27 protein-coding genes are annotated in these 23,626 nt (G+C 66.3%); 7 read left to right on the plus strand and 20 right to left on the minus strand.

Going from position 1 to position 23,626, the window contains the following annotated elements:
- The first annotated feature begins 26 nt into the window (after window positions 1–26).
- Window positions 27–524: a hypothetical protein gene (locus tag ACK4MH_RS00630; RefSeq protein WP_409713256.1), complete on the plus strand. Its 498-nt coding sequence runs from the start codon at window positions 27–29 to the stop codon at window positions 522–524.
- Between the two features lie 68 nt (window positions 525–592).
- On the opposite strand, the gene ACK4MH_RS00635 is transcribed toward ACK4MH_RS00630, so the two are convergent.
- From ACK4MH_RS00635 to ACK4MH_RS00705, 15 genes are all read right to left on the minus strand, one after another.
- Window positions 593–772, minus strand: coding sequence for a CsbD family protein (locus ACK4MH_RS00635; protein WP_409713259.1), 180 nt, complete (start codon window positions 770–772; stop codon window positions 593–595).
- 84 nt (window positions 773–856) lie between these two features.
- Window positions 857–1,300, minus strand: coding sequence for an NUDIX domain-containing protein (locus tag ACK4MH_RS00640; RefSeq protein ID WP_409713992.1), 444 nt, complete (start codon window positions 1,298–1,300; stop codon window positions 857–859).
- Window positions 1,301–1,314: 14 nt separating this feature from the next.
- Window positions 1,315–2,358 carry a sensor histidine kinase gene (locus ACK4MH_RS00645; protein ID WP_409713995.1) on the minus strand — a complete coding sequence of 348 codons (1,044 nt, stop codon included), beginning with the start codon at window positions 2,356–2,358 and terminating at the stop codon, window positions 1,315–1,317.
- Entirely contained in the window at window positions 2,355–2,777 is a 423-nt protein-coding gene (locus tag ACK4MH_RS00650) for a response regulator (protein ID WP_409713262.1), read from the minus strand. The genes ACK4MH_RS00645 and ACK4MH_RS00650 overlap by 4 nt, the downstream gene beginning before the upstream one ends.
- Window positions 2,774–4,300: a sensor histidine kinase gene (locus tag ACK4MH_RS00655; protein WP_409713264.1), complete on the minus strand. Its 1,527-nt coding sequence runs from the start codon at window positions 4,298–4,300 to the stop codon at window positions 2,774–2,776. Before ACK4MH_RS00655 ends, ACK4MH_RS00650 begins: the two co-directional genes overlap by 4 nt.
- Window positions 4,301–4,373: 73 nt before the next feature.
- Complete coding sequence (gene flhA / locus ACK4MH_RS00660; RefSeq protein ID WP_409713998.1) at window positions 4,374–6,476, minus strand: flagellar biosynthesis protein FlhA; 2,103 nt, start codon at window positions 6,474–6,476, stop codon at window positions 4,374–4,376.
- A gap of 7 nt (window positions 6,477–6,483) precedes the next feature.
- Window positions 6,484–7,380, minus strand: coding sequence for a class A beta-lactamase (gene bla / locus ACK4MH_RS00665; protein WP_409713267.1), 897 nt, complete (start codon window positions 7,378–7,380; stop codon window positions 6,484–6,486).
- A 2-nt stretch (window positions 7,381–7,382) separates the two neighbouring features.
- Window positions 7,383–8,792, minus strand: a complete 1,410-nt coding sequence (locus tag ACK4MH_RS00670) for a sigma-54 interaction domain-containing protein (RefSeq protein WP_409713269.1) — start codon at window positions 8,790–8,792, stop codon at window positions 7,383–7,385.
- A gap of 70 nt (window positions 8,793–8,862) precedes the next feature.
- The gene (gene fliN / locus ACK4MH_RS00675) at window positions 8,863–9,195 is read right to left on the minus strand and encodes a flagellar motor switch protein FliN (RefSeq protein WP_135195017.1); all 333 of its coding nucleotides are present in this window, start codon (window positions 9,193–9,195) and stop codon (window positions 8,863–8,865) included.
- Window positions 9,195–9,857, minus strand: a complete 663-nt coding sequence (locus tag ACK4MH_RS00680) for a flagellar assembly protein FlbE (protein WP_409713273.1) — start codon at window positions 9,855–9,857, stop codon at window positions 9,195–9,197. Before ACK4MH_RS00680 ends, fliN begins: the two co-directional genes overlap by 1 nt.
- Before the next feature lies 1 nt (window position 9,858).
- Window positions 9,859–10,893, minus strand: a complete 1,035-nt coding sequence (gene fliG, locus ACK4MH_RS00685; RefSeq protein ID WP_135195015.1) for a flagellar motor switch protein FliG — start codon at window positions 10,891–10,893, stop codon at window positions 9,859–9,861.
- On the minus strand, window positions 10,893–12,530 hold the full coding sequence (gene fliF, locus ACK4MH_RS00690) for a flagellar basal-body MS-ring/collar protein FliF (RefSeq protein WP_409713277.1): 1,638 nt from the start codon (window positions 12,528–12,530) through the stop codon (window positions 10,893–10,895). The genes fliG and fliF overlap by 1 nt, the downstream gene beginning before the upstream one ends.
- An 87-nt stretch (window positions 12,531–12,617) precedes the next feature.
- Window positions 12,618–13,646 (minus strand): alpha/beta fold hydrolase, encoded by a 1,029-nt coding sequence (locus ACK4MH_RS00695; protein WP_409713280.1) that lies wholly within the window; start codon window positions 13,644–13,646, stop codon window positions 12,618–12,620.
- A 17-nt stretch (window positions 13,647–13,663) separates the two neighbouring features.
- Entirely contained in the window at window positions 13,664–14,233 is a 570-nt protein-coding gene (locus tag ACK4MH_RS00700; protein WP_409713283.1) for a uracil-DNA glycosylase family protein, read from the minus strand.
- Between the two features lie 197 nt (window positions 14,234–14,430).
- Complete coding sequence (locus tag ACK4MH_RS00705; RefSeq protein ID WP_409713286.1) at window positions 14,431–14,736, minus strand: DUF3253 domain-containing protein; 306 nt, start codon at window positions 14,734–14,736, stop codon at window positions 14,431–14,433.
- A 47-nt stretch (window positions 14,737–14,783) separates the two neighbouring features.
- Between ACK4MH_RS00705 and ACK4MH_RS00710 the strand changes: the two genes are divergently transcribed.
- Genes ACK4MH_RS00710 through ACK4MH_RS00720 form a run of 3 tightly spaced genes read left to right on the plus strand, consistent with a single transcriptional unit; the run spans window position 14,784 to window position 16,867 of the window.
- On the plus strand, window positions 14,784–15,215 hold the full coding sequence (locus tag ACK4MH_RS00710; RefSeq protein WP_039246907.1) for a PaaI family thioesterase: 432 nt from the start codon (window positions 14,784–14,786) through the stop codon (window positions 15,213–15,215).
- Window positions 15,212–15,718, plus strand: a complete 507-nt coding sequence (locus ACK4MH_RS00715) for a MarR family winged helix-turn-helix transcriptional regulator (protein ID WP_409713289.1) — start codon at window positions 15,212–15,214, stop codon at window positions 15,716–15,718. Before ACK4MH_RS00710 ends, ACK4MH_RS00715 begins: the two co-directional genes overlap by 4 nt.
- Before the next feature lie 42 nt (window positions 15,719–15,760).
- The gene (locus tag ACK4MH_RS00720) at window positions 15,761–16,867 is read left to right on the plus strand and encodes a dipeptidase (protein WP_409713292.1); all 1,107 of its coding nucleotides are present in this window, start codon (window positions 15,761–15,763) and stop codon (window positions 16,865–16,867) included.
- Window positions 16,868–16,888: 21 nt separating this feature from the next.
- On the opposite strand, the gene ACK4MH_RS00725 is transcribed toward ACK4MH_RS00720, so the two are convergent.
- Window positions 16,889–18,160: a NupC/NupG family nucleoside CNT transporter gene (locus tag ACK4MH_RS00725; RefSeq protein ID WP_409713295.1), complete on the minus strand. Its 1,272-nt coding sequence runs from the start codon at window positions 18,158–18,160 to the stop codon at window positions 16,889–16,891.
- 131 nt (window positions 18,161–18,291) lie between these two features.
- On the minus strand, window positions 18,292–19,170 hold the full coding sequence (locus ACK4MH_RS00730) for a branched-chain amino acid aminotransferase (protein ID WP_409713298.1): 879 nt from the start codon (window positions 19,168–19,170) through the stop codon (window positions 18,292–18,294).
- Between the two features lie 88 nt (window positions 19,171–19,258).
- On the opposite strand from ACK4MH_RS00730, the gene ACK4MH_RS00735 reads away from it, so the two are divergent.
- From ACK4MH_RS00735 to ACK4MH_RS00745, 3 genes are all read left to right on the plus strand, one after another.
- Entirely contained in the window at window positions 19,259–19,990 is a 732-nt protein-coding gene (locus ACK4MH_RS00735) for a response regulator (protein WP_409714001.1), read from the plus strand.
- Window positions 19,991–19,994: 4 nt separating this feature from the next.
- Window positions 19,995–21,362: an ATP-binding protein gene (locus ACK4MH_RS00740; RefSeq protein ID WP_409713302.1), complete on the plus strand. Its 1,368-nt coding sequence runs from the start codon at window positions 19,995–19,997 to the stop codon at window positions 21,360–21,362.
- An 85-nt stretch (window positions 21,363–21,447) separates the two neighbouring features.
- Complete coding sequence (locus ACK4MH_RS00745) at window positions 21,448–21,924, plus strand: hypothetical protein (RefSeq protein ID WP_409713304.1); 477 nt, start codon at window positions 21,448–21,450, stop codon at window positions 21,922–21,924.
- On the opposite strand, the gene ACK4MH_RS00750 is transcribed toward ACK4MH_RS00745, so the two are convergent.
- From ACK4MH_RS00750 to ACK4MH_RS00760, 3 genes are all read right to left on the minus strand, one after another.
- On the minus strand, window positions 21,921–22,715 hold the full coding sequence (locus ACK4MH_RS00750; protein WP_409713307.1) for a pyrroline-5-carboxylate reductase family protein: 795 nt from the start codon (window positions 22,713–22,715) through the stop codon (window positions 21,921–21,923). The two genes, ACK4MH_RS00745 and ACK4MH_RS00750, sit on opposite strands and share 4 nt — an antisense overlap.
- Entirely contained in the window at window positions 22,715–23,218 is a 504-nt protein-coding gene (locus ACK4MH_RS00755; RefSeq protein ID WP_017504503.1) for a YbjN domain-containing protein, read from the minus strand. The genes ACK4MH_RS00750 and ACK4MH_RS00755 overlap by 1 nt, the downstream gene beginning before the upstream one ends.
- A gap of 76 nt (window positions 23,219–23,294) precedes the next feature.
- Entirely contained in the window at window positions 23,295–23,606 is a 312-nt protein-coding gene (locus ACK4MH_RS00760) for an accessory factor UbiK family protein (RefSeq protein WP_409713310.1), read from the minus strand.
- Window positions 23,607–23,626: the final 20 nt, after the last annotated feature.

Consider the following 23,626-nt stretch of genomic DNA (forward strand, 5'->3'; position numbering starts at 1 on the left):
CGACCACATCGAGGGACCGTGTCCACATGATCGCCGCCGCCTTCGCCCTGCTTCTGTTTCAGCAACCCGCCCCCAGCGTGGTGTGGGAGGCGCCCGCACCAGACCCCGTGGTCGAGGCGCCCGCGCCGACGGTGCAGCATTCCGTGCCGGCGTGGGGCTTGGCCGATCCCTTCGGTTTCGAGCGCGCCCGGTGCAGCCCGCTGGTGCGCGGCGCCAAGTCGATGGAGACCTGCCAGACCGAAGTGCGCGAACAACTGGCCCTGGCCATGGGACCGGACCTGCCCGAGGCCCTGCGTCCCAGCGGCATGGCGGGCGACTGTCAGATGATCCAGGCCAGCGCCGGCGGCTCGGCCTATGCCGTTCAGTGCGGCCCACAATCGCGCGCGGCCAGCGCGCCGTCCGCCTTGCGGGAAATGGACTGTCGTCCCCGTCCCGTCGAAGGCGGGTTCAGTTCGGAATGCCGCCCTGTCGATGAGACGGACAGCAAGGGGCTGTCGATCAATCTCTGGGGCGACAAGGACTGATCGAAACGCAGAAACGCCGCCCGCTTTCGCGGACGGCGTTTCCTATTTTCGCGCAATTCTAGTGAGACTCAGGCCTTGTCGCGGAGGCTGTCCTTGACGCCGCCGACGGTGTTCTGGACCTTGCCTTCGACTTGGTCGGCCTTGCCTTCGGCCTGCAGTTTGCTGTCGCCGGTCACCTTGCCGGCGGCTTCCTTGATCTTGCCGCCGATGTTCTTGGCGGCGCCTTCGATACGGTCGTGATCAGCCATCTGGGCTCTCCGTTTTCAATAACCGCGACAGAGCGTTGCGGGTTGAAAGGAAAACGGCGAAAGCGGGCGCCCGTTCCGTACGGCTCAGCTTGCGTGACGCAGCCAGACGGCGACCGCCCAGGCGTGAGCATCGTGTCTCAGTCGGGACAGGGCGAAGGTCGGATCCAGCCACACCAGGGTATGGTCGTCCTCGCATTTCGCATCCGGGTCTTCGGCGGTGACCGTCGCGGTCCAGAAGCCGCCGACATTGTTCACAGGCTCGCGCGTCGAGCGCACGAAATATTGGCTGGCCTCGGCGATGCGATTCAGTGGCGCGATGTCGAGCCCCGTTTCCTCGACGAACTCGCGCTTCAGGGCTTGGACCTCGGTCTCCTCGGCATCCACGCCGCCGCCCGGCAGATCGAAATAGGGACCGGCCTCGCGCTCGACGCGGACACAGGCGATCAGTCCGTCGCGTTCGACGATGCCGAACGCCGTGGCGCGGTGACGATATTCCGAAGCGGGTTTGCGAACGCCGAACTGCAACATCATGGATACCGACCCTAGAGGTCGAACGACAGCCGGGCGCGCACGCCCTTGTGTGCGCCGTCGAACTCGACGGCCGAGCGAAGGCCGGAGGCCATAGCCGAGATGATCTTGCCGCCCAGGCCCGTGCCCTTGGGCGTGCCGTCGCCCATGCCGGGACCGTCGTCCTCGACCATCAGGGCGACCTTGTTCTCGCCCTCGCGGCGCAAATGGATGCGGATCTCGCCGCCCTGCCCCGGCGCATAGGCGTATTTGACGGCGTTGGTGACCAGTTCGGTGACGATGACGCCGATGGACACCGCCTGGTCGGTCGTGACCGACAGGGGTTCGGCGTCCAAGGTCAACTTGGGCGATCCCTCGTCAGGCCCGATGGACTTGGACAGTTCGTCCATCAGCCCCACAAGATATTCGTCCATGGCGACGGTGCTCATGTCGCCCGAGGTGTAGAGGCGGCGGTGAACGTGGGCGACGGCCTCGATGCGCGCCTGAGACTCGCGCAGCGCATCCCTGGCGCCTTGATCGGTCACGTGTCGCATCTGCAGCGACATGAAGCTGGACACCAGTTGCAGCGAGTTGCCGACGCGGTGGTTCACCTCGCGCAGCATGGCCTCGGCCCGGTCGCGGGCCAGGCGGATTTCTTCCTGCGCCAAGTCGTTCTCACGCTGCAGCCGGCGACGCAGCAGGGCGTCTTCCAGCGCCGAGCGCAGCAGGGAGGTGAAGTCCTCGGACACGTCCTTGATGACATAGTCGGCCGCGCCCGCGCGCAGGGCCGCCACCGCGATCCGCCCATCCTGCGTGCCCGTTACATAGACGACGGGCGGCGGCGCGTTCAGCGCCAGGATGTCAGGCAGGACGTCCAGACCATCGCGCGCCGGCATGTAATGATCGAGGGCGCAGATATCGTACTCATGCTGCTGCAACAGCTCCAGCCCCGCATCCCCGTCGGGGGCGCAGGTGACGGCATAGCCGTGACGCCCCAACTCCTTCTCGACCAGCCGGGACAGACCCCGGTCGTCGTCAATATAGAGCAGGCGGATGGGCTGCGGCGTGTCGATCGTCAGATCTCCGGCGCCTGGATGACCGACAGGAACAGGCCCAGCTGACGGATCGCGCCGGCGAAGGATTCATAGTCCACCGGCTTGGTGATGTAGACGTTGCAGCCCAGGTCGTAGCAGCGCTGGATCTCGACCTTGTCGTCCGTGGTCGTCAGCACGACGACCGGCGCACGCTTCAGGCGGTCGTTGCCCTTCACCTTCTCCAGAATGTCAGTTCCCGACATATCCGGCAGGTTGAGATCGAGCAGGATCAGCAGCGGCCCGTTAGCCAGAATTTCTTCGCTGAACAGATAGTCCAGCGCCGCGCCACCCTCGTCGAAATGCTTGATTTCGTTGTTGATGTTGGCCCGGCGGATATTCTTTTCGATCAGCTTGGCATGACCGTGGTCGTCCTCGACCATGATGATTTTGACGGGTTGCGTCACAGCGCGCCTCCGGGTTCAGCTAGGATCAGTCGTTTGGGGAATTTCAGCAAGAAAGTCGAGCCCTTACCCAGCTCGGACTCGATGTCGATCGTGCCCCCGATCCGTCGCACGCTGTTGCGCACGAAGGCCAGGCCCAGCCCCTCGCCCGACCGGTCCTGCTTGCCGGATCGGCGGAACAGTTCGAAGATCCGTTCGTGGTCGCGCGGCGCAATGCCCCGACCGTTGTCGGCGACCCGATAGACGACCCAGCCGCCCGGCACGTCTTCGCCCGACACCACGATTTCGCCTGGCCGACTGGCGTCCAGATATTTGACGGCGTTGTCGATCAGGTTACCCATGATCTGCTCCATCGAAATTCGGTCGCTTTCGATTTCGGGCAGAGGCTGGACCTCGATGCGAGCGCCCGACGCTTCGGTCTGGTGGTGGACGCTGTTGGCGATGTTCTGGGCCATGGCGGTCATGTCCAGCGTCTCGGGCAGCAGATTGCGCCGACCTTCGCGCGACAGCTTCAGGATGGCGTTGATCAGTCGATCCATCTTCTCGGTCGAGGCGCGGATGAAGCCGATGGCCTCGGGCATATCCTCTCGGACCGCCATGACGACGTCGGGATCGACCTCGCGCGTCTTCTCGGCGTCGGTGATGGACTTGTCGATGACCTTGCCAGCCTGCTCCAGTTCGGAAGTATAGCCCATCACATTGACCAGGGGCGCGCGCAGGTCATGGCTGACGATGTAGGCGAAGCGCTGGATTTCCTCGTTGGCCCGCATCAGGTCGCCGGTGCGTTCACGGACCTTGTCCTCCAGCCCGGCGTTGGCGGCGTCCAGCGTCGCGCGGGCGGCCTGAAGTTCAGACACGTAGCGCCGCACCATCCAGGCCGACAGCAGCGCCAGGACGATCACCAGCAGGCCCGCGATGGCGTTCATCGTCACCGTCAGGACGCCGAACCGCTCGGAGGCCCAACTGCGCTCGGCGATCCGGGTCGATTTGATTGTGTCGAAGTCCTCCACGGCGACGCGCAGCTCATCCATGTAGCGCTTGCCTTCGCCAGACCTTACGGACTGGATCGACTGACCGATCCGCCCCTGCTGCGCCAAGGTCACGGTCCGTTCCATCTCGGCCCACTTGAGGTCCGCCAGACGATGGATACGGTCGATAGGCGCCTTGAGCGTCCGGTCCTGCACCGCGCCTCCCTCAAGAAAGACCACGGCCGGCTCCATCTCCGCCCTTGCGTCGCGATAGGGCTGAAGGAAATCGCTGCGGCCGGTCAGCAGGAATCCCCGCTGGGCGGTCTCGGCGTTCAACATGGAAATCAGGATCGTACGCGACGCACGCCGCATCTGCTGCGCGTGCTCGACGGTGCGGTTCACCGACGCCGTCCGCTGGATCATCACGAAGGTCGTCGCGTTGACGAGGATCAGCAGCCCGAAAACCAGGATCAGCATGGCGGACATGGACCGCGCGAGCGACGACGTGCGGGTGAAGTCGCGCAATCGCGACCATTGGGACCGGGGACTTTGGATCATGGCGGCGAAGCTTTAGCGGCGTGCTGCGCCGCGTCAAACGTCAAACTGAATCCACCGTGTTTCCAGGCCGTTATCAGACTTGGCCCAGTGTACGCAACCGCGCCTTGGCGTGGATTTCGTTCTGGCTCATCACCACGGTCTGGCCCCGGAAGCGCTCGATGATCGACCGCACATAGGGGCGGGTCATCGGCCCGGTCAGCAAGACAGGATTTTCGCCCGTCATGGCGATGCGTTCGAAGGTGTCCCGAACGGCGCGGATGAAGTCCTGAAGCCGCGACGGCGCCATGGCCAACTGCTTGTCCTCGCCCTGTCCGACCAGGCTTTCGGAGAAGGCGGTCTCCCATTCCGGCGACAGGGTGACGATCGGCAGAGCGCCTTCCCCGTCCTTGTTCTGCCAGCACAGCTGACGGCCCAAGCGTGCGCGGACGTGCTCGACCAGGGTGGTGACGCTGGAGCTGTGCGGTGCTGCCTCGGCCAGCCCTTCCAGGATCGCCGGCAGGTCGCGGATCGACACCTTCTCGCGCAGCAGGGCCTGCAGCACCCGTTGCAGGGTAGTGACCGTGACCACGCTGGGGACCAGTTCCTCGACCAGCTTCTTCTCTTCGGCGCCCAGTTCCTTCAGCAGCTTCTGCACCTCCGCATAGGACAGCAGGTCCGCCATATTGTCCTTCAGGATCTCGGTCAGGTGGGTGGTCAGCACCGTCGATGGATCGACCAGGGTGTAGCCCCGGAACGTCGCCTCTTCGCGCATCCCGTCCTCGATCCAGGTGGCCGGCAGACCGAAGGCCGGCTCGCGCATGTGCTCGCCGGGCAGTTCGACCTGACGTCCCGACGGGTCCATCGCCATCAGATGACCAAGCCGCACCTCGCCCGCGCCGCTCTCCATCTCCTTGATGCGGATGGCGTAGCCCTGGGTCGGCAGGCGCATGTTGTCGAGGATGCGCACCTGGGGAATGACGAAGCCGTATTCCTGGGCCAGCGAGCGTCGCAGGGCGCGGATCTGATCGGTCAGGCGGCGGCCCTCCAGATCGTTGATCAGGCTGAGCAGCGAATAGCCCAGCTCGATCTTCACCTCGTCGATGGTCAGGATGTTGGAGATGGGCTCTTCGACGTCTTCCTTGGGCTTGGCGGCGGCGGCGGTCGCGGCGATCTCGGCCTCGGTCGGTTGCGGCTTCAGGCGGTTGCGACCCAGCTTCCAGGCCATGAAGCCCGAGCCGATGGCCAGGGCCGCGAACGGCAGCAGAGGCATGCCGGGGATAAGACCGATCAGGCCGGCCGCGCCCGAAACCACGCCCAGCGACACGGGGTTTGTGGCCAGTTGCGTGACCATGGCCTTGTCCGCCGTGCCCTCGACGCCGGCCTTGGACACCAGGAAGCCGGCGGCGATGGAGATGATGATGGCCGGAACCTGCGTCACCAGGCCGTCGCCGATGGTCAGCTGGACATAGGTGTTGGCGGCCTCCATCGCCGGCATGCCGTGCGTCAGGGTTCCGATCAGGATGCCGCCGATGGCGTTGATGAAGGTGATGATCAGGCCGGCGACGGCGTCGCCGCGCACGAACTTAGACGCGCCGTCCATGGCGCCGAAGAAGGTCGATTCCTGCTCCAGTTCCTTGCGGCGGATCTTGGCCTGGTCTTCGGTGATCAGGCCGGACGACAGGTCGGCGTCGATGGCCATCTGCTTGCCCGGCATGGAGTCCAGGGTGAAGCGGGCCGAGACTTCTGCGATCCGGGTCGATCCCTTGGTGATGACGACGAAGTTCACCACCAGGATGATGGCGAAGATGATCACCCCAATGATGAAGTTGCCGCCCATCATCAGTTGCCCGAAGGCGTTGATCACCTGACCGGCAGCCTCATGACCTTCCTGGCCGTGCGTCAGGATCAGACGCGTCGAGGCCAGGTTCAGACCCAGGCGGAACAGGGTCGAGACCAGCAGAACCGTGGGGAAGATGGCGAAGTCCAGCGGCCGCTTCATCATCACGGCCGTCATCAGGATCAGCACGCTGGACACCAGCGAGAAGGCCAGCAGCAGGTCCAGAAGCATCTTCGGAACCGGCAGGATCAGCAGCATGATCACGCCGATCACGCTCACCGCCATCAGCACTTCGCCGCGGTTGACCCAGCCCAGGACGTCGCGCCCGGTGGGACGCGCCATGCCGTCCTTCATCATCATAGGCGTTTCAGTCACGTCCCAACGCCTTCAGGGCGCGACGCGTCGCCTCGGCGATCACGGCGTCGCGTTGATCGTCCGTCGCCTCGGGCGCGCCGGTGAAATAGGCGGCCATCAGGACCGGCGAACCCGACAGCGGCGTCAGCATGCCGATGTCGTTGGTCGCGCCATTGGCGCCGGTCCCGGTCTTGTGCGCGACGGTCCAACCCTGGGGCGCGCCCGCCTTGATGCGGTTCGGTCCGGTCGGCGAGGCCGTCAGCCAGCCTGTGATCAACTGGTCATGCTCCGGCGTCAGCCGGTCGCTGAACGCCAGCTCACGGATGTTGGCGATGGTCTGGTCCGGCAGGCAGGTGTCGCGCGGATCGTTGGGCAGGGCGGTGTTCAGGTCCGGCTCCAGGCGCGAGATGACTGTGGTGGTGTCGCCGAACGTCGGCCACCAAGAACGCCATACGGCGATTCCACCCATTTCACGGATCAGGATATTGGCCGCCGGATTGTCGCTGACCTCGACCGCCGCCTGCATCAGTTCGCGGATCGTCAGGGTGCGGCCGATGGCTTTTTCGGTGACCGGCGCATGGGGGATCATGTCCGCCCGTGTGACGGCGACGGCGCGGTCCAAATGTTCTTCCTCGCGCTGAACCCGCTCCAGCGTGGCGACGGCGAGGAAGGCCTTGAAGGTCGAGCAGAAGGCGAACCGTTCCTGTCCGCGCCACGACACCCGGCGTTGGCTGCCGACATCCAGCGCCGCCACGCCCAGCCGTCCGCCGTGGCGCTCTTCCAAGTCGTTCAGCAGGAAGGGTTGTGGGGTCTCTTCCGCCTTGGGTTCATCGCGTCGCGGATAGCAGCCGACAAGCACCAGCGCGCCCGCCCCGCCGATCAGCGTCCTGCGATCGAAACCGGCGGCCATCCTCAGGCCGCGTAGCCCGAGGCCGAGACGCCGCTCATGGGCGCCGGAATAGCTGTGCCCTCATCGGAATATTCGTTCAGCTTGTTGCGCAGGGTGCGGATCGAGATGCCCAGGATGTTGGCCGCGTGGGTGCGGTTGCCCAGGCAGTGGGTCAGGGTGTCCAGGATCAGGGTCTTTTCCATCGCCGCCACCGTCTGGCCCACGAAGCTGCGGGTCACGGCGTCAGCGGCCTGGGCGGCGCGGGCGGCGATGCCCCCCTGCCCGCCGTCATAGGCATGGCCCGTCATAGCCGCGCCTTGCCCCGACAGCGGCTGACCGTCCGGCAGGCGGATGGCGTCCACATCGATCTCGGGACCGGTCGCCAGCAGCACCGCGCGGTGCATGGCGTTCTCAAGCTCGCGGACGTTGCCGGGCCAGCGGTGGGCGGCGATGGCCTGGCGCGCCTGGGCCGAGATCGGGCGGACCGGCACGCCGTTGGCGGCGGCGTATTTCTTGATGAAGTGGTCGGCCAGAACGACGATGTCGCCCGGACGCTCGCGCAAGGACGGCAGGCGCAGGTTCACGACGTTCAGGCGATACAGCAGGTCCTCGCGGAACGTGCCCTCCGCCACGGCCTTGGCGAGATCGCGGTTCGAGGTGGCGATGATGCGGATGTTGACCGAGACCGGCTTCGATCCGCCCACGCGGTCGATGACCCGTTCCTGGATGGCGCGCAGCAGCTTGGCCTGAAGCCGGGCGTCCATCTCCGAGATTTCGTCCAACAACAGGGTGCCGCCGTCGGCCTCCTCGAACTTGCCGATACGACGCGCGACCGCCCCGGTGAAGGCGCCCTTCTCGTGCCCGAACAGTTCGGATTCCAGCAGGTTGTCGGGAATGGCGGCGCAGTTGACGCTGATGAAGGGGCGTTCGGCGCGGCGCGAATGCTCGTGCAGATACCGGGCCATCACCTCCTTGCCGACGCCGCTTTCGCCGGTGATCAGGATCGAGGCTTCCGAGCGCGCGACCTGATCGGCCAGTTGAAGCACCGCCTTCATCGACGGGTCGGCCGAGATCATCGGCTTTTCGTCATCGGCGACGGCCGACAGGACGGCGGCGATCAGTTCGGCGTCGGGCGGAAGCGGGATGAACTCCTTGGCGCCCGCCTTGATGGCGGCGGCCGCCTCGCGGGCATCGGCGTCGATGCCGAAGGCCACGACCGGGATGGTGATCCGCTCGGCCTCGTTGGCGGCGATCAGGGCGGCGATGTCCAGCTGATAATCGACCATCAGCAGGTCCGCGCCCTGTCCCCGGCGCAGTTGTTCGGTCGCCTGGTCGGCGCGCTCGACATGGGTGACCTTGGCGCCGTGCGCCATGGCCATCTTCACCGCCGAAGCGAGCTGTCCGCTCAGTCTGCCTACCACCAGAAGACGCATCGTTCTTCTCCCTTAATCTCTAAAGTCGGTCGCCGTCACTTCTGCTGCGCAATGCCTGCGCGGCATTGCTTCAGGCGCCCGAATCCTCGGTCTTGATGATTTCCGTCATGGTCACGCCCAGCCGGTCGTCGACGACGACGACCTCGCCGCGCGCGATCAGGCGATTGTTGACGAAGATGTCGATCGCCTCGCCGACCTTGCGGTCGAGCTCCAGCACAGACCCCTTGTTCAGCTTCAGCAGCTGGGCCACCGACATGTGCGACTTGCCCAGAACGGCCGAGATATTGACCGGCACGTCGAAGACGGTGGCCAGGTCGGCGGCGGTCTTGTCGCCGTGATCGTCGATCGGCGGCGGGCCGGAAAGGCTGGAGAATTCCTCCAGCGCCAGGTCGTCGGATGCCATCAGAACATGCTCCTGTCGACGGGAAGGGATTCGGCGTGTCCGGCCTCGGCCGCCAGGGCGGCCGTCAGCGCCTCGGCGACACGGTCGGCGGACCCTTTGGGATCATGATCGGCGCGACCGTCGGCCCATTCCAGCTGGAAGGCCGTCTGCGCCATGCCCGGCTCGTCACGGAAGGCGACCACGCCGGTGAAGCCGCTGTCGGCGCAAGCCTGTTCGATCAAGGCGCGCGCCTCGTCGTCCAGGCCCGAGGTCCGCACCACCAGGCGCGGCGAGGCGTCGATCTCCTGCGCCAGCATCTCCAGCGCGGCCTTCAACGGCGCCTGCGGGAAACGCTCCAGCGCGGCCCCGCCGATGGCGCGGGCGGCGGCCAGAGCCAGGTCGGCGGACTGTTCGCGATGCGCCTGGGCCACAGCCTTCAGCGTCGGCATGGCCGACGCCACCGACTGGGCGATGTTGCTCAGGGCCATGGCGCGGATGTTCTCGATCTCGCCCAGCGCCTGCTGGCGGGCTTCCAGCCGGCCTTGCGCCACCAGGGCATCGACCTCGGCCGGCAGATAGGAGCGTTTGGCCGGCGCCCAGGCGCCGGGGCGCACGACCGTGCCGTCGGCGTCGAACTCGGTGTCGAAGGCGAAGAGGTGACGGATTTCGGGGGACTGGGTCATGTCAGTAGATCAACTCGTCGTCGGAGCCCTGGCCGGCCAGCATGATGTCGCCCTTGGCGGCCAGGTCCTTGGCGACCTGAACCATGGCCATCTGCGCCGCATCGACGTCTTTCAGACGCACGGGCCCCATCGACTCCATGTCTTCGCGCATGATCTTGGAGGCGCGCTCGGACATGTTGGAGAAGAACATCTCGCGCAGCCCCTCCGAGGCGCCCTTCAGCGCCAGGCCCAGCGAATCCTTGTCCACGCCGCGCAGCAGGGTCTGGACGCCGCCGGGGTCCAGCTTGGACAGGTCCTCGAACACGAACATCAGGGCGCGGATGCGCTCGGCCGACTCGCGATTGCGCTCTTCCAGGGCGCCGATGAAGCGGGCCTCGGTCTGGCGGTCGAAGCTGTTGAAGATGTCGGCCATCATCTCGTGACTGTCGCGCTTGGAGGTGCGCGCCAGATTCGACATGAATTCGGTGCGCAGCGTCGCCTCGATCTTGTCCAGGATCTCGCGCTGCACCGGCTCCATGCGCAGCATCCGCTGCACGCACTCCAGGGCGAAGTCCTCGGGCAGGCTGGTCAGAACGCGGGCGGCGTGATCCGAGCGCACCTTGGACAGGATGACGGCGACGGTCTGGGGGTATTCGTTCTTCAGATAGTTGGCGAGGACGGCCTCGTTCACATTGCCCAGCTTGTCCCACATGGTGCGACCAGCCGGACCCCGGATCTCCTCCATCAGGCCGTCGACGCGATCCTTGGGCAGGAAGGCGGCCAGCAGCTTCTGGGTCTGTTCATAGCTACCCATGACCGAGCCCGAACCCGACAGGCCCGAGACGAACTCGATCATCAGGGCCTCGACGGCCTCGGCGCTGACATTGCCCAGCGTCGCCATGGCCTGCGAGATCTCCTTGACCTCGTCGTCGTCCAGACGCTCCCACAAGGCCGTGTGCTCTTCGCCCAGCGCCAGCAGGATGACGGCGGCCTTCTCCGGCCCCGTCAGCTTGTTGGGGTCGTCGATCGCAGCCTTCTTGTTGACCAGCTTCGCCATCAGCCTTCGGCCACCCAGGTACGCAGGATGCCCGCGGCGTCATCGGGATGAGCCTGGACGAAGTCGGCGACCTTCTTGACCGAGGACGCCTTCACCTGACCCTCGATCCGGGCGATGTCGATCTTCTGGTCCATCTCGGTCGGGGCGGGCAGTTGAACCAGTTGCGGCTGACCGTCCGCGCCGATCACCGTCGTCGCCACCGTCGTCACCGGCATGCCGTTGGCGCCCATGACGGCCGGCAGGTTCGTCCCGCCCGAGGCCGTCTTCAGCAGCGGACGCAGCACGAAGAAGATCAGCAGCAGGGCGACGACCGTCAGTATGCCCAGCTCGACGAAGCGCATGATGTCGTTCTTGGAGAAGTCCAGCATCGACGACTTGCCCTCCAGACCGCCGGCGATGCCGGTGTCGTGGTTAAAGCGGACGTTGATGACCTCGATCTTGTCGCCGCGCGTCTCGTCGATGCCGGCGGCGGCGGCGACCAGCGACTTGATCTGGGCGATTTCCTCGGCGGTGCGCGGCGCATAGGTCGGCTCGCCCTTGCCGTCGGCGGCGGGCGTCCACTTGCCGTCCACGGCGACGGCGACGGCCAGCTTCTTGACCTCGCCCGGCTCCTTGGTCGTGGTGGTGGTGGTCTTGGAGATTTCGTAGTTGGTGGTCTCGGCGTTTTCCGAGTTGGTCGAACCGGCCGGCGTGGCGCCGGGCGCCGCGCCGCCGGGGATGTTGTTCGTGGCGGTGACGCCGCCGTCGGGCTGGGCCGTGTTGTCTGCGGACTGCGAGCCGTTGGTGGTGGTCGAACGGACGACCTGGCCATCGGGATCGAACTTCTCTTCCTGGGTGGTGGCGCGGCTCTGATCGATGTCGGCCGTCACCTGAACGCGAGCCGAGCCGATGCCTACGACGCCTTCGACGATGTCCTTGATGCGCGCCTGCAGTTGGCTTTCGGTATTGCCCTTGGCCTCGGCGGCGGAGGCCGAGGAGAAGGTCCCGTCGTCGCTGCCGGCGGCCAGAGTGCGGTTGTTCTGATCGGCGACGGTGACGCGGTCCGGCTTCAGGTTCGGCACCGACGAGGCCACCAGGTTGCGGATCGCCCGCACCTGATCGGCGCTCAGATCGCGGCCGCCCAGCCCCACCAGAACGGCGGCGGTCGGATCGCCTGCGGCGGAGGTGAACATCTCGCGGCGCGGCATGGTGATGTGGACGCGGGCGGCGGTGATGCCGCGCATCGACATGATGGTGCGCGACAGTTCGCCCTGCAGCGCGCGCTGCTCGTTCAACTGCTGCTGGAACTCGGTCTGGCCCAGGACAGACTGATTGTCGAACAGCTCGTAGCCGACCGACCCCGAGGTCACGAGACCCTTCTCGGCCACCAGCATCCGCGCCGTGCCCACGTCGTCGCGGTTGACCATGACGGTCGAGCCGTCGCCCTTGGACGTATATTTGATGCCGGCCTGATCCAGGGCGGTGGTGATCTCGCTGGCTTCGCGCAGATCCAGATTGGAATAGAGCAGCGCATCGGGCGCCTGGCCCATGCGCAGCATGACGGCGACCAGCACGGCGGCCACGCCCGCGGCGACGCCGAGGACCGCGGCCAGACGGCCGATCCCGAACTTCTGCAACGCCGCTGTGAAGCCGCCCACGCGTCCCCGCCCCATACACGCGGGAGACACAAACGCCCCGCTAGGCAGAAAATGCCGCCTGGATGGTAAACGTCGCGTTAAGAGAGGTTACGGAACGGCCGAAGCCTTGCGGTCCAGCTGCGGCAAGACGGCTGGCGCGCCCGATGGCAGGGCCGACTTTGGGTCTCTCAGCCACGACACCACGTCGCGATAGACGATCTCGGCGTCCAGATCGCGGTTCAGCAGATGCCAGCCCTTCGGATACCAGGCCGTGCGCAACGTGCCGCCCTCGACCTCGGCCCGTTTCAAGGCCAGCCGCATCGGCCCCTTCTTCACCACCTCGTCATGAGCGCCATACATCAGGATGGCGTCGCCCCGGATGCGGCCCAGGCTACGTGACGAGGTCTCCATCAGATCGACCAGTCCATAGACGGTGTCGAACCGCGTCGCGAGGATGCTCATCGGATCGCGCCCGTTGCGGATCAGTTCCAGCGTATTGGACGACGCGTGGATGTCGCGGGTGATGAACTCGGGCGGCTCCAGCGCCACGTCACCCAGCGCCCGCGCCGCGATGTTCAGCGCCGCGCTGTTCAACGGACCTTGCGTGGACCAGCCCCAGACGCCGGGCGCCAGCAGAACCACCCGATCCGCATCCGGCGGGTTATCCGAGCCGAACGCCGCCGCCGTCACCGACCCGCCCATGCTCTCGCCCACCACCGCGATGACGGCGTTCGGATAACGAGCCCGCGCCATGGCCGTGATCTCGCGCAGATCGTCGGTCATTCTCTGTTCGCCGGCCCACTCGCCCCTGCCCGGCGCTGCGCCGAAGCCGCGCTGGTCATACGACCATGTCTCGATCCCCTGCTCGGCCCACCATGGGCCGGCCAGACGGAAGCTGGCGTCATGGTCGTTCATGCCGTGCAGCGCCACGATCACCGCCCAGGGCGCCCGATCCGTCGGTCCCCAGCGCAGATAGGGCAGACGTGCGCCGTCCGACATGACCAAGGCGCGATCCTCGACATGAGCGCCCGCAAACCCCGGCGGCGGCGTCAACGGCGGCTGGATATGGGGCGTGGCGCAGGCGGACAGGGCGAGCACAGCCGCCAGCGGAATCAACTTGGAGAAATGCAAAACCATTGGTCCCACGCATCGCCTCACGAAAGAACTGGGTCCCCGCCTTCGCGAGGACGAGCGGCCGCAGAACTCAGGATCGAACGCACCCGTTCCCGCAGATACGGAACCACCTCCGCCTCGAACCACGGGTTTTTCCTCAACCAGGACGTATTGCGCCAGGACGGATGCGGCAACACCAGCAGGTCAGGCGCATACTCCCGCCACGCCCGCACCGTCTCGGTCATGCTCCGCTTGGCTCGATCCCCCAGCGCCCAGGCCTGGGCATAGCCGCCGACCAGCAGCGTCAGCTCCATCTCCGGCAGAGCCTCCAGAAGCTGCGGTCGCCACAGGTCCGCACACCGTGTCGGCGGCGGATAGTCCCCACCCTTGGGCGCCGTCCCCGGATAGCAGAAGGCCTGGGCCGCCACCCCAATACGGTGATCGGCATAGAAGGTCTCGTAATCCACCCCCATCCAGTCGCGCAGCCGGTCGCCCGACGGATCGGTGAACGGCAGGCCGCTTTCGTGCACCCGCCGCCCCGGCGCCTGGCCGCAGATCAGCAGCCGCGTCTCGGGAAACACCCGCACCACCGGACGCGGCGTGTGCGGCAACACGCCCGCGCAGGCGCGACAGGCGCGGATGTCGCTCAGGACCTCTTCGAGATTTCCTCCGATCCGCTCATCCCCGCGAAAGCGGGGACCCAGATCTTTGGGCGCTCCCCCTTCGCCGATTTTCAGCGATATCGATCCCAAACGCCTTGCCTCACGAAAGGACTGGGTCCCCGCTTTCGCGGGGATGAGCGGAGCGCTTAATCCTCGATGTCGTCTTTGGCTGCGGGCGGACGACGGCTCAGAGCCTGGGCCGTCTCTTCTTCGGTCGCCTGACGCAGGCGCGTCACGCCGCGGACGTGGTCCGGATCGACCGGCTTGCCCTTCTTGGTGATGGTCAGCTTGCCCTGGCGCATCAGGCTCAGCGCGATGGCGCGGACCTTGGGCAGCATGCGCTGCCACTGCTCCGGCTCTAGCTCTTTGGCCACTTCGGCGGGCTCAATGCTCTTGCCGGGCTCCAGCGCAGCAATTTTGTTCAGGATTGCGGTTTCGATCGGATCGCTCATTGCGCCTATATGCTGCAACGCACGCCCATAAGTAAGGCCGAGTCTGCATGCCCAAGAAAATCACCATCACAGAGGGCGAGTTCGCCGGCTGGCAGACCTACGATCTGCACGACACCTTCGACACCGTCGTGGGCCCGTTCTACGGCAAACCCGATCCCGACGGTCACATGCGCTGCGCCTTCCGCGCCGAGCAGAAGCACATGAACGCCGGCGGCCGGATGCACGGCGGCTGCCTGATGACCTTCGCCGACATCGCCATGTTCCAGATCGCCTATCAGGAGATGGAGGGCGCCTCGGGCGTCACGGTTCAGCTGGACTCGACCTTCATCGACGGCGGCTATGTCGGCGAACTGATCGAAGCCACCGGCCAGGTCACCAAGGCGGGCAAGAGCCTGATCTTCGTGCGCGGCCAGATCAACACCGGCGAGCGCCTGCTGATGACCTTCTCCGGCGTCATCCGCAAATTCACGCCCCGGTGACGGATTATAGCCGCAGTTTCGGCGGTGCTGCTCTAGGCGCGCGCCTGCGCCGGGCCTCCGAACGGATCGATCGGGACGGCACGCGGGTCTATGCAGCCCAGGGGATAGAGTTCGAGCAGCGCTGGTACGGCATCCTGCGCCAGCTAGTCGAACACGACCGACCCATGGCGGTCGGCGAGATCGCCGCCATCCTGCGCATCACCCATGCCTCGGTCAGCGAGGCCAGACGCTCGATGGAAAAGAGCGGCCTGGTCGAGTCCGCGACCGCCCCCGAAGACGGCCGACGGCGGCTGTTGCGCCTGACGGCTGCCGGCCAGGCCCTGGCGGCCGAGCTGACACCTTTGTGGAACGCCTTCAGCGACGCGGCGGTGGAGCTGAACGCCGAGGCAGGCGATCTGGTCGATCTGCTCGACCGTCTCGACGACGCCCTGGACCGCCGCTCCATGTTCGACAGGATTCTGTCCAAAATTTCACTGGACCCGAAGACCGCAGACGATGAATAGGTAGGCACCTACGCATATTCATTCAAGTCTGAGCTTGCAGCCATGATCATCACGCGTCGCATTCTGTTGGGCGCAGCCGCCGCCTCCGTCTCGGCCTGTGCAGGCGTGCCCCGCCCCTGGACCGTGGACGCCGCGCGCGTCTATCGCGACGCCATCGTGATCAACGGCAATCTGGTTCTTCCGATCGATCCGGATACGCCTCTGGATCAGGAGACGCGCGACATCATCAAGGCGTCGGGCCTGACGGCGGCCAAACTGACCATCGGGGGATCCGGCGGCGAGACACGGGCCGAAACCGCCGCCTCCATCGCCGCCATCGACAAGACCGTGGCGCTGAACCTCGACATCTACATGAAGATCACCTCTGTGGCGGACTTCTCCCGCGCCAAGACGGCCGGCAAGCTGGGCATCATCTATTCGTTCGAAGCGGCCGAAATGCTGGAGGGCGACATCGACGCCATCGACCAGTTCCGCGCCGCCGGCGTGCGGGTGATGGGCCTGAGCTACAACCTGACCACCCCCTTCGCCTCGGGCACGATGTCGCCGACCTCTACAGGCCTCACGGATCTGGGCCACAAGGCGGTGGCCCGCATGAACAGCCGCGGCGTCGCCATCGACGTCAGCCACAGCGACGAACTGTCCAGCCTCGGCGCCATCTCAGCCTCGACCAAACCCGTCCTGATCACCCATGCCGGCGCCAGCATCGTCCATCCTCATCCGCGCAACAAGTCGGACAGGCTGATGCGCGCCCTGGCCCTGGGCGGGGGCGTCATGGGCATCTACGAACTCAGCTATCTGACGACCGCGCCGGCCCAGCCCTCTCTGGACGTCTATTTCGCCCACCTGACCCACGCCCTGGAAATCTGCGGTGAGGACCATGTCGGGATCGGCAGCGACGCCCTGCTGTGGCCGTTCGACACCTCGCCCGAAAGCATGGCTCAGTGGAACGCGAGCCTGGAACAGCGAAAGGCCTCAGGCGTCGCCGCGCCGGGCGAAGGGCCGCCGCCGTTCGTGACGGGACTGAACCGCCCCGACCGCTGCGCCGTCATCGCTGACGGCCTGGCCAAGCGAGGCTATCGCGCCCGGAGCATCGACAAGATCCTGGGCGGCAACTTCCAGCGCGTCTTCGCCGAGACCTGGACGGCCTGAGGCCATCCTGGCCGTGTTCGATCAGCCGAACACGGCCGCCGGCATGATCCCGACGATGGCCGCGCTCATGGCCGTGGCCATGAAGCCGGCGAAAAGCGCCTTCCAGATCAGGCCCAGAACCTCTTCGCGCCGTTCGGGCATCAGCACCGACAGGCCGGTCACGGTGATGCCGACCGAGCCGATGTTGGCGAAGCCGCACAGGGCGTAGGTCATCAGCATCCGCGTGCGCTCGCTTATGGCGTCGGCCGGAATCTTGCCCAGGTCGATGAAGGCCACGAACTCGGTCAGGGCCAGTTTGACGCCCAGCAGCCAGCCCGCCTGGCCCGCCTCGCGTGCATCGACACCGATCAGCCAGGCCAACGGTGTCAGCAAGACGCCGAGGATACGCTCGACCGTCAGCGGCTCGCCGAAGACGATGAAGCCGCCCAGCATGACGTTGACCAGGGCCACCAGGGCCACGAAGACGATCAGCACCGCCGATATGTTCAGCACCACCATCAGGCCGTCCGACGTGCCCTTGGAGATGGCGTCGATGGCGCTGTCGTATTTCAGAGCCGAGTCGTAGCTGATCGCCTGGATGGCTTCCTTGTTGGGCTCCGGCACCATGATCCGCGCCAGCAGCACGCCGGCCGGCGCCGAGACGATGGAGGCGACCAGGACGTGGCCAGCAGCGTTGGGCAATGTTTGCGACAGGATGCTGGCGTAGGCGACCATGGTCGAACCGGCCACCGTCGCCAGGCCCACGGTCATCATCAGGAAGATTTCCGACCGGCTCAGCTTGTCCAGATAGGCCTTGATGACGATCGGGCTTTCGATGGTGCCCAGGAAGATGTTGGCCGCCACCGCCAGGGCCGATGCGCCGCCCAGGCCCATGGTGCGCTGGAACAGCAGGCCAAAGCCGCGGATCAGCCATTTCAGGATCTTCCAGTGCCACAGCAGGGCCGACAGGGCCGAGATGACCATGATCAGCGGCAGGACGTTGAAGGCGAAGGTGAACAGCGCGCCTTCGTTCTGCACCGCATAGGGCTGATCGCCGCCGCCCAGATAGCCGAACACGAACCGCGTCCCCTGCGACGTCGCGACCGCCAGGCCGTCGATGGCGCCCGTCACCGCCGTCAGGACCGCGCGCGATCCCGGAATGGCGAACAGGGCCAGGACCAGACCGGCCTGAACCAGCACGGCGCCGATCGCCAGCTTCCACGGGAAGACGCGACGGTTCTCGGAGAACGCCCAGCAGACGGCGACGATGACGACCAGGCCGAACAGGCTCTGGAGGTTCAGAAGACTGAACATGAAAGACGATCCCCGTATCCGGCGCGCCCGCCGGTCTTCATGCGCTTCAAGGACAAAGTGACGCGGCTGGCAAGCGAAACGAAAAAGGGCGGTCCCTCGGGACCGCCCTCGTCATGCCGTCGCGGACCGGCTCAGAGCTGGCCGCGCACCAGCTTGCCGTAGTGGTCCATCAGGTCCAGCGATAGGGCGCCCGGCGTGAAGCGATACTCGCCCACTTCGGCGACCGGCGTCACCTCGACGGCCGTGCCGGTCAGGAAGCACTCGGAGAAGCCCGACAGTTCTTCCGGCAGGATGTCGCGCACCACGACCTCGATGCCCTTCTCGCGGGCGATCTCGATCACCGTCTGGCGGGTGATGCCGTCCAGGATGTGCTCGACCTTGGGCGTGTGAATGACGCCGTCCTTGATGAAGAAGACGTTGGCGCCCGTCGCCTCGGCGACATAGCCGCGCCAGTCCAGCATCAGGGCGTCGGCGAAGCCGTTACGCTCTGCCGTGTTCTTGGACATGGTGCAGATCATGTACAGACCCGCCGCCTTGGCCGTCGTCGGCGCCGTCGCCGGATCGGGGCGACGCCACTTGGCCCATTCCAGTCTCAGGCCGCGCGCCTTGACCTCGGGGTCGAAATAGCTGGGCCAGTCCCACACGGCGATGGCCAGATGGACCTTGTTGTTCAGGGCCGAAACGCTGGTCTGTTCCGGGCCGAGGTAGGCGACGGGACGCACGTAGCAGTCCGTCAGGCCGTTCTTGGCGCAGGTTTCCTTACAGAAGGCGTCGATTTCAGCGACGCTGTAGGGTATCTCGAAATCGAGCAGGTTGGCGGACCGCTTCAGGCGCTCGGAATGCTGCGTCAGCTTGAAGATTTCGCCAGCGTACATACGCTCACCCTCGAAGACCGACGAGCCATAGTGCAGGGCATGGGTCAGAACGTGCGTTTTCGCTTCCCTCCAGGGGACGAAATCGCCATTCACCCAGATCCAGCCGTCACGATCGTCGAAAGGAACGAAGGCCATTGAAATACGTCTCCCGCGAAATTGACGGTGTTAGAGCCTCACGAATCGCTCAGGTCAACGCCCGCAGCGGGGGAAACGTCGCATGAGCATGACGGAATCGCGCTCGCACGGCCGTTCAGGCCCCATCGCCGGCCCCGGCGTGGGCCGCCATCTGCTGATCGTCGATGACGATGATCGCATCCGCGAGCTGCTGAAAGAATTTCTGGCGCGCGAAGGCTACCGGGTCACCGGCGCCGCCCACGCCGCCGCCGCCAAGCGTATGATGGAGCTTATCGAGTTCGATCTGGTCGTGCTGGACGTCATGATGCCGGGCGAAAGCGGGCTGGACCTGACCAGCTGGGTTCGCGGCAAGGCCGAACTGTCCAAGACGCCGGTGCTGCTGCTGACAGCACGCGGCGATCCCGAAGACCGGATCGAGGGCCTGTCGCGCGGGGCCGACGACTATATGTCCAAGCCGTTCGAACCGCGCGAGCTGGTGCTGCGCATCGACGCCATCCTGCGCCGCACCGGCGGCAAGCCGATCGGTCCCAAGGAGGTCAAGCTGGGGACCGCCGTCTTCGACATGGAACGGCTGGAGCTGATCCGCGACGGCGTTCCCCAGCGCCTGACCGAGGCCGAGGCGCAACTGCTCAAAACCCTGGCCCTGCACGCCCATGCTCCGGTGGAACGGATGAGCCTGTCGCCCGACACCGCCGACATCACCGGCCGCGCCGTGGATGTTCAGGTGACGCGCCTGCGTCGCAAGCTGGAAGTCGACCCCAAGAACCCGCGCTATCTCCAGACGGTGCGCGGCGTCGGCTATATGCTGGCGCCCGATTGATCCGATGCGGCTGCTGCCCGCCTATCTGTGGCCGCGGTTCCTGAAGCGGCGCCTGCCGACCTCGCTGTGGGGCCGGTCGCTGCTGATAATCGTCCTGCCGGTGCTGGTCATGCAGATGGCGGTGACCTGGGTCTTCTTCGACGCCCACTGGCAGACCGTGACCGCCCGTCTGTCCGAAGGCCTGGCCGGCGACATCGCCTGGGCCGTCGAAAGCTACGAGGACGATCCCAGCCCGGCCAACCTGGAAAAGCTGGCCAATCGCGCCGAGCGGTCGATGTCCCTGTCCATCGTGCTTCAGGAGGGCCGCACCCTGCCGACGGAAGAGCGGCGCGGGGCCATCGGCGTGGTGGACCGGGTGCTGGACAAGGCCTTGGACGCCCGTGTGGACCGCCCCTACTGGTTCGACACCACCCGCTACCCCGCCTATGTCGACATTCAGGTGCAGGAGCCGCAGGGCGTCCTTCGCATCATCGCCCCGCGCGAGCGCGCCGTGGCGACCCAGGCCCACATTTTCGTCCTGTGGCTGGCGGTCGCGACCGTGCTTTTGATGGGCGTGGCCATCCTGTTCATCCGCAACCAGGTCCGCGCCATCGAGCGGCTGGCCGATGCGGCCGAGGCCTTCGGGCGCGGCGAGACCGTGCCACGGTTCAAGCCGCATGGCGCGCGCGAGGTGCGCGCAGCCGCCGTCGCCTTCATGGCCATGCGCGACCGCATCCAGCGCCACATCGACCAGCGCACTGCCCTGCTCGCTTCGGTCAGCCACGACCTTCGCACGCCCCTGACCCGTCTTCGTCTGGAACTGGCCCTGGCCCCGCCGTTCAAGCGCCAGGCCGCCATGCGCGGCGACCTGGACGAGATGGAGCATATGATCGACGAATACCTCGACTTCGCCCGGGGCGAGGCCGGCGAACCGCCCAAGCCGGTCTCGATTTCCGATCTGCTCAAGGCGGCCGGCGAGGACGCTCGGCGCGTCGGCGCCGAGGTCCAGGTCTTGGTCCCCGAAGGCCTGACTGCGTCCGTGCGCCCCCTCGCCTTCAAGCGCGCGCTGGTGAACCTGGCCGGCAACGCCGCCTCGCACGGCGAACATGTGCGCCTGTCTGGCCGCGCCCTGGCGTCCGGCGGGCTGGAGATCATCGTCGAGGACGACGGGCCGGGCATTCCCGAGGCCATGTATGACGAGGCCTTCCGCCCCTTCTCGCGCCTGGACGAGTCTCGCAATCAGAACCGCAAGGGCGTGGGCCTGGGCCTGGCCATCGCTCGCGACGTGGCGCGCGGCCACGGCGGCGACGTCGCCCTGGACCGCAGCGACATGGGCGGACTGAAGGCCACGATCCGCATTCCGGGAACCGTCACGGTCGCCGAGACCGTCTGAGGCCTTCAGCTTTCGCGGGTCAGGGGCTGGCGAAACGGCGCCACAAGGGTCATCTTGGTTCCGACAGGGCTTGGAGATGAATTCGATGCGTAGACTTGCCTTCTTTGCACCCCTGGCCGCGACCCTCGCAGCCGCCGCCATGGCCCAGGCGCAAGCCCCGACCGTCAACGTTACGGTCGGCCCGGAACTTCAGCGTCAGGTCGAGAAGCTTGGCGACCGCGAGGTCAACGAACAGATCGCCGGCCTTCAGGCCGAGGTCGGCAAGGCGTTGGAGCAACGCTACCCCGGCGCCACGGCCAACCTGATCCTGGTCGATCTGAAGCCGAACCGCCCGACCATGGAACAGGTGCGTCAGACGCCGGGCCTCGACCCGATCAACAGCATTTCGATCGGTGGGGCCGCGATCAAGGGCGAGATCGTCACGGCGGACGGCCAGACCCGGCCGGTGAACTATTCCTACTTCTCGCCCAACATCGCCGATGTCTGGGGCTACAGCGTCTGGCGCGACGCCGACCGCGCGTTCGAGCGTTTCGGCAATCAGATCGAGCGCGGGCGATTCTAACCCATCTCGCGGTTGCGCTTCACCGCCGCCGCGACCGTCTCGTCCAGCATCGCCGTCAGCCGGCCGTCCTTCGCCATGGCGTCAAGCCCGGCGCGGGTCGAGCCGCCGGGCGAGGCGATCCGGCCGATCAGGGCCTCCAGCCCATCGTCGCCCATCGAGTCCGCTGCGGATCTCAGGGTGGCGCGCGCCAGCATGTCCGCCGTCGCCGCATCCAGACCCGCCGCCTCCCCGGCCCGCGCCAGGGCCTCGGTGAAGGCGTAGAAATAGGCCGCGCCCGATCCGGCCACCGCCGTCGCCGCATCCATCAGGGCCTCGTCGGCCAGAACCACGGTCTCGGCCATCGGCTCGAACAGTGCCCGCCCGATGTCCTCGGCCCGCGCATCCTCCGACCAGACCGAGGCCACGCCGCGCCCGCGCGACACGCCCGTCGTCGGCATCACCCGCACGATAGGCCAGCCGCCGATCCCTTCCGCCAGCGTCGGCGCAGTCACGCCCGCCATCACCGACAGGATGACGGCCCGATCGTTCAGGAACGGCGCCAGCGGGGCCATCACCTCGCGCCACAGGGCCGGCTTGACCGCCAGCACGATCACGGAGGCCTCAGTCAAGGCCTCCATCGGCGGATTGATCCGCGCGCCCTTTGCACGCGCCGTCTCGGCGGCGGGCTTTTCCGACGGGCTGAGAATGATCAGATCGGACGCAGCCACCGTCCCGGTAAGCAGCCAGCCTTCCAGAATGGCGGATCCCAGCCGGCCGCAGCCGACCAGGACGACAGGACCCGTAACGGTCATCAGGCGGTGCCGACGGTCTCAAACAGGCAGGCGTCGATCGCCTCCTGCGGCTTCTTGTTCCCGCGCACCATGAAGTCGAAGGCGGGGTAGTAGCGATCCGAGGCCTCGATGGCGGCGTCGATCATGGACGCAGCCTGGGCCAGGGTCGGGCGCTCGCCCATCGGAAGGGCCAGCGAGTGGCGGAAGACGATCTCGCCGTCCTCGGCCCAGACCTCGAAATGGCCCATCCAGGTGCGCTGGTTGATCAGGCCGACCAATTCATAGGCCGCCGTCTTGCGGCTCTTGGCCACCTTCAGGTCCAGGGCGCAGCACAGCTGAAGGCAATCACCCTCGGGCCGCCAGGCGAACCACAGCTCATAATCCTTCCAGTCGCCGGCCAGAGCAAAGGCCAGATCGCCGTCATCGGTGCGGTCGAACGGAAGATTCTCGGCCGTAAGAACATGCTCGACGACCTCAAGCGGGTCGAAGGGCACGTCCACTTCCTCTGGCCGGGCGATATCCATCAATAGTCTCGATTCGAGCTGCGTCCGCGAGAATCGCGGGCATTAACAGAACGGTAAGCCTGTTCGCAGATTCGGCTCAACCGGCTGCGTCCCCGGGTTGAGTTCCATCTGTGGACGTTCCCTCAGAAGGCTTGCTGGCGGGCTTTGCGGCCGGTTTGCCAGCAGGTTTCGAGGCCGTCTTAAGCTCCGCGATTTCGGCCCGCAGGGCGGCGATCTCGTCTTTCAGCACATCGAATTCGTCGCGGCGGACCAGGTCCATTTCGGCGGCGATCCTGTCGGCCTGGCCGCGCCAGGCGGTCTTCGCCTCTTCGCCTGCGGCCTGGGCCAGGCCCATGGCGCCGGTCGTCAGTTTGGCGAACTCGTCCAGGATGGGATTGCGGGTCTGCATGGCGGCTCCGACCTCAACGT

The sequence above is a fragment of the Brevundimonas sp. genome (assembly GCF_046295075.1).
Classification (GTDB): domain Bacteria; phylum Pseudomonadota; class Alphaproteobacteria; order Caulobacterales; family Caulobacteraceae; genus Brevundimonas.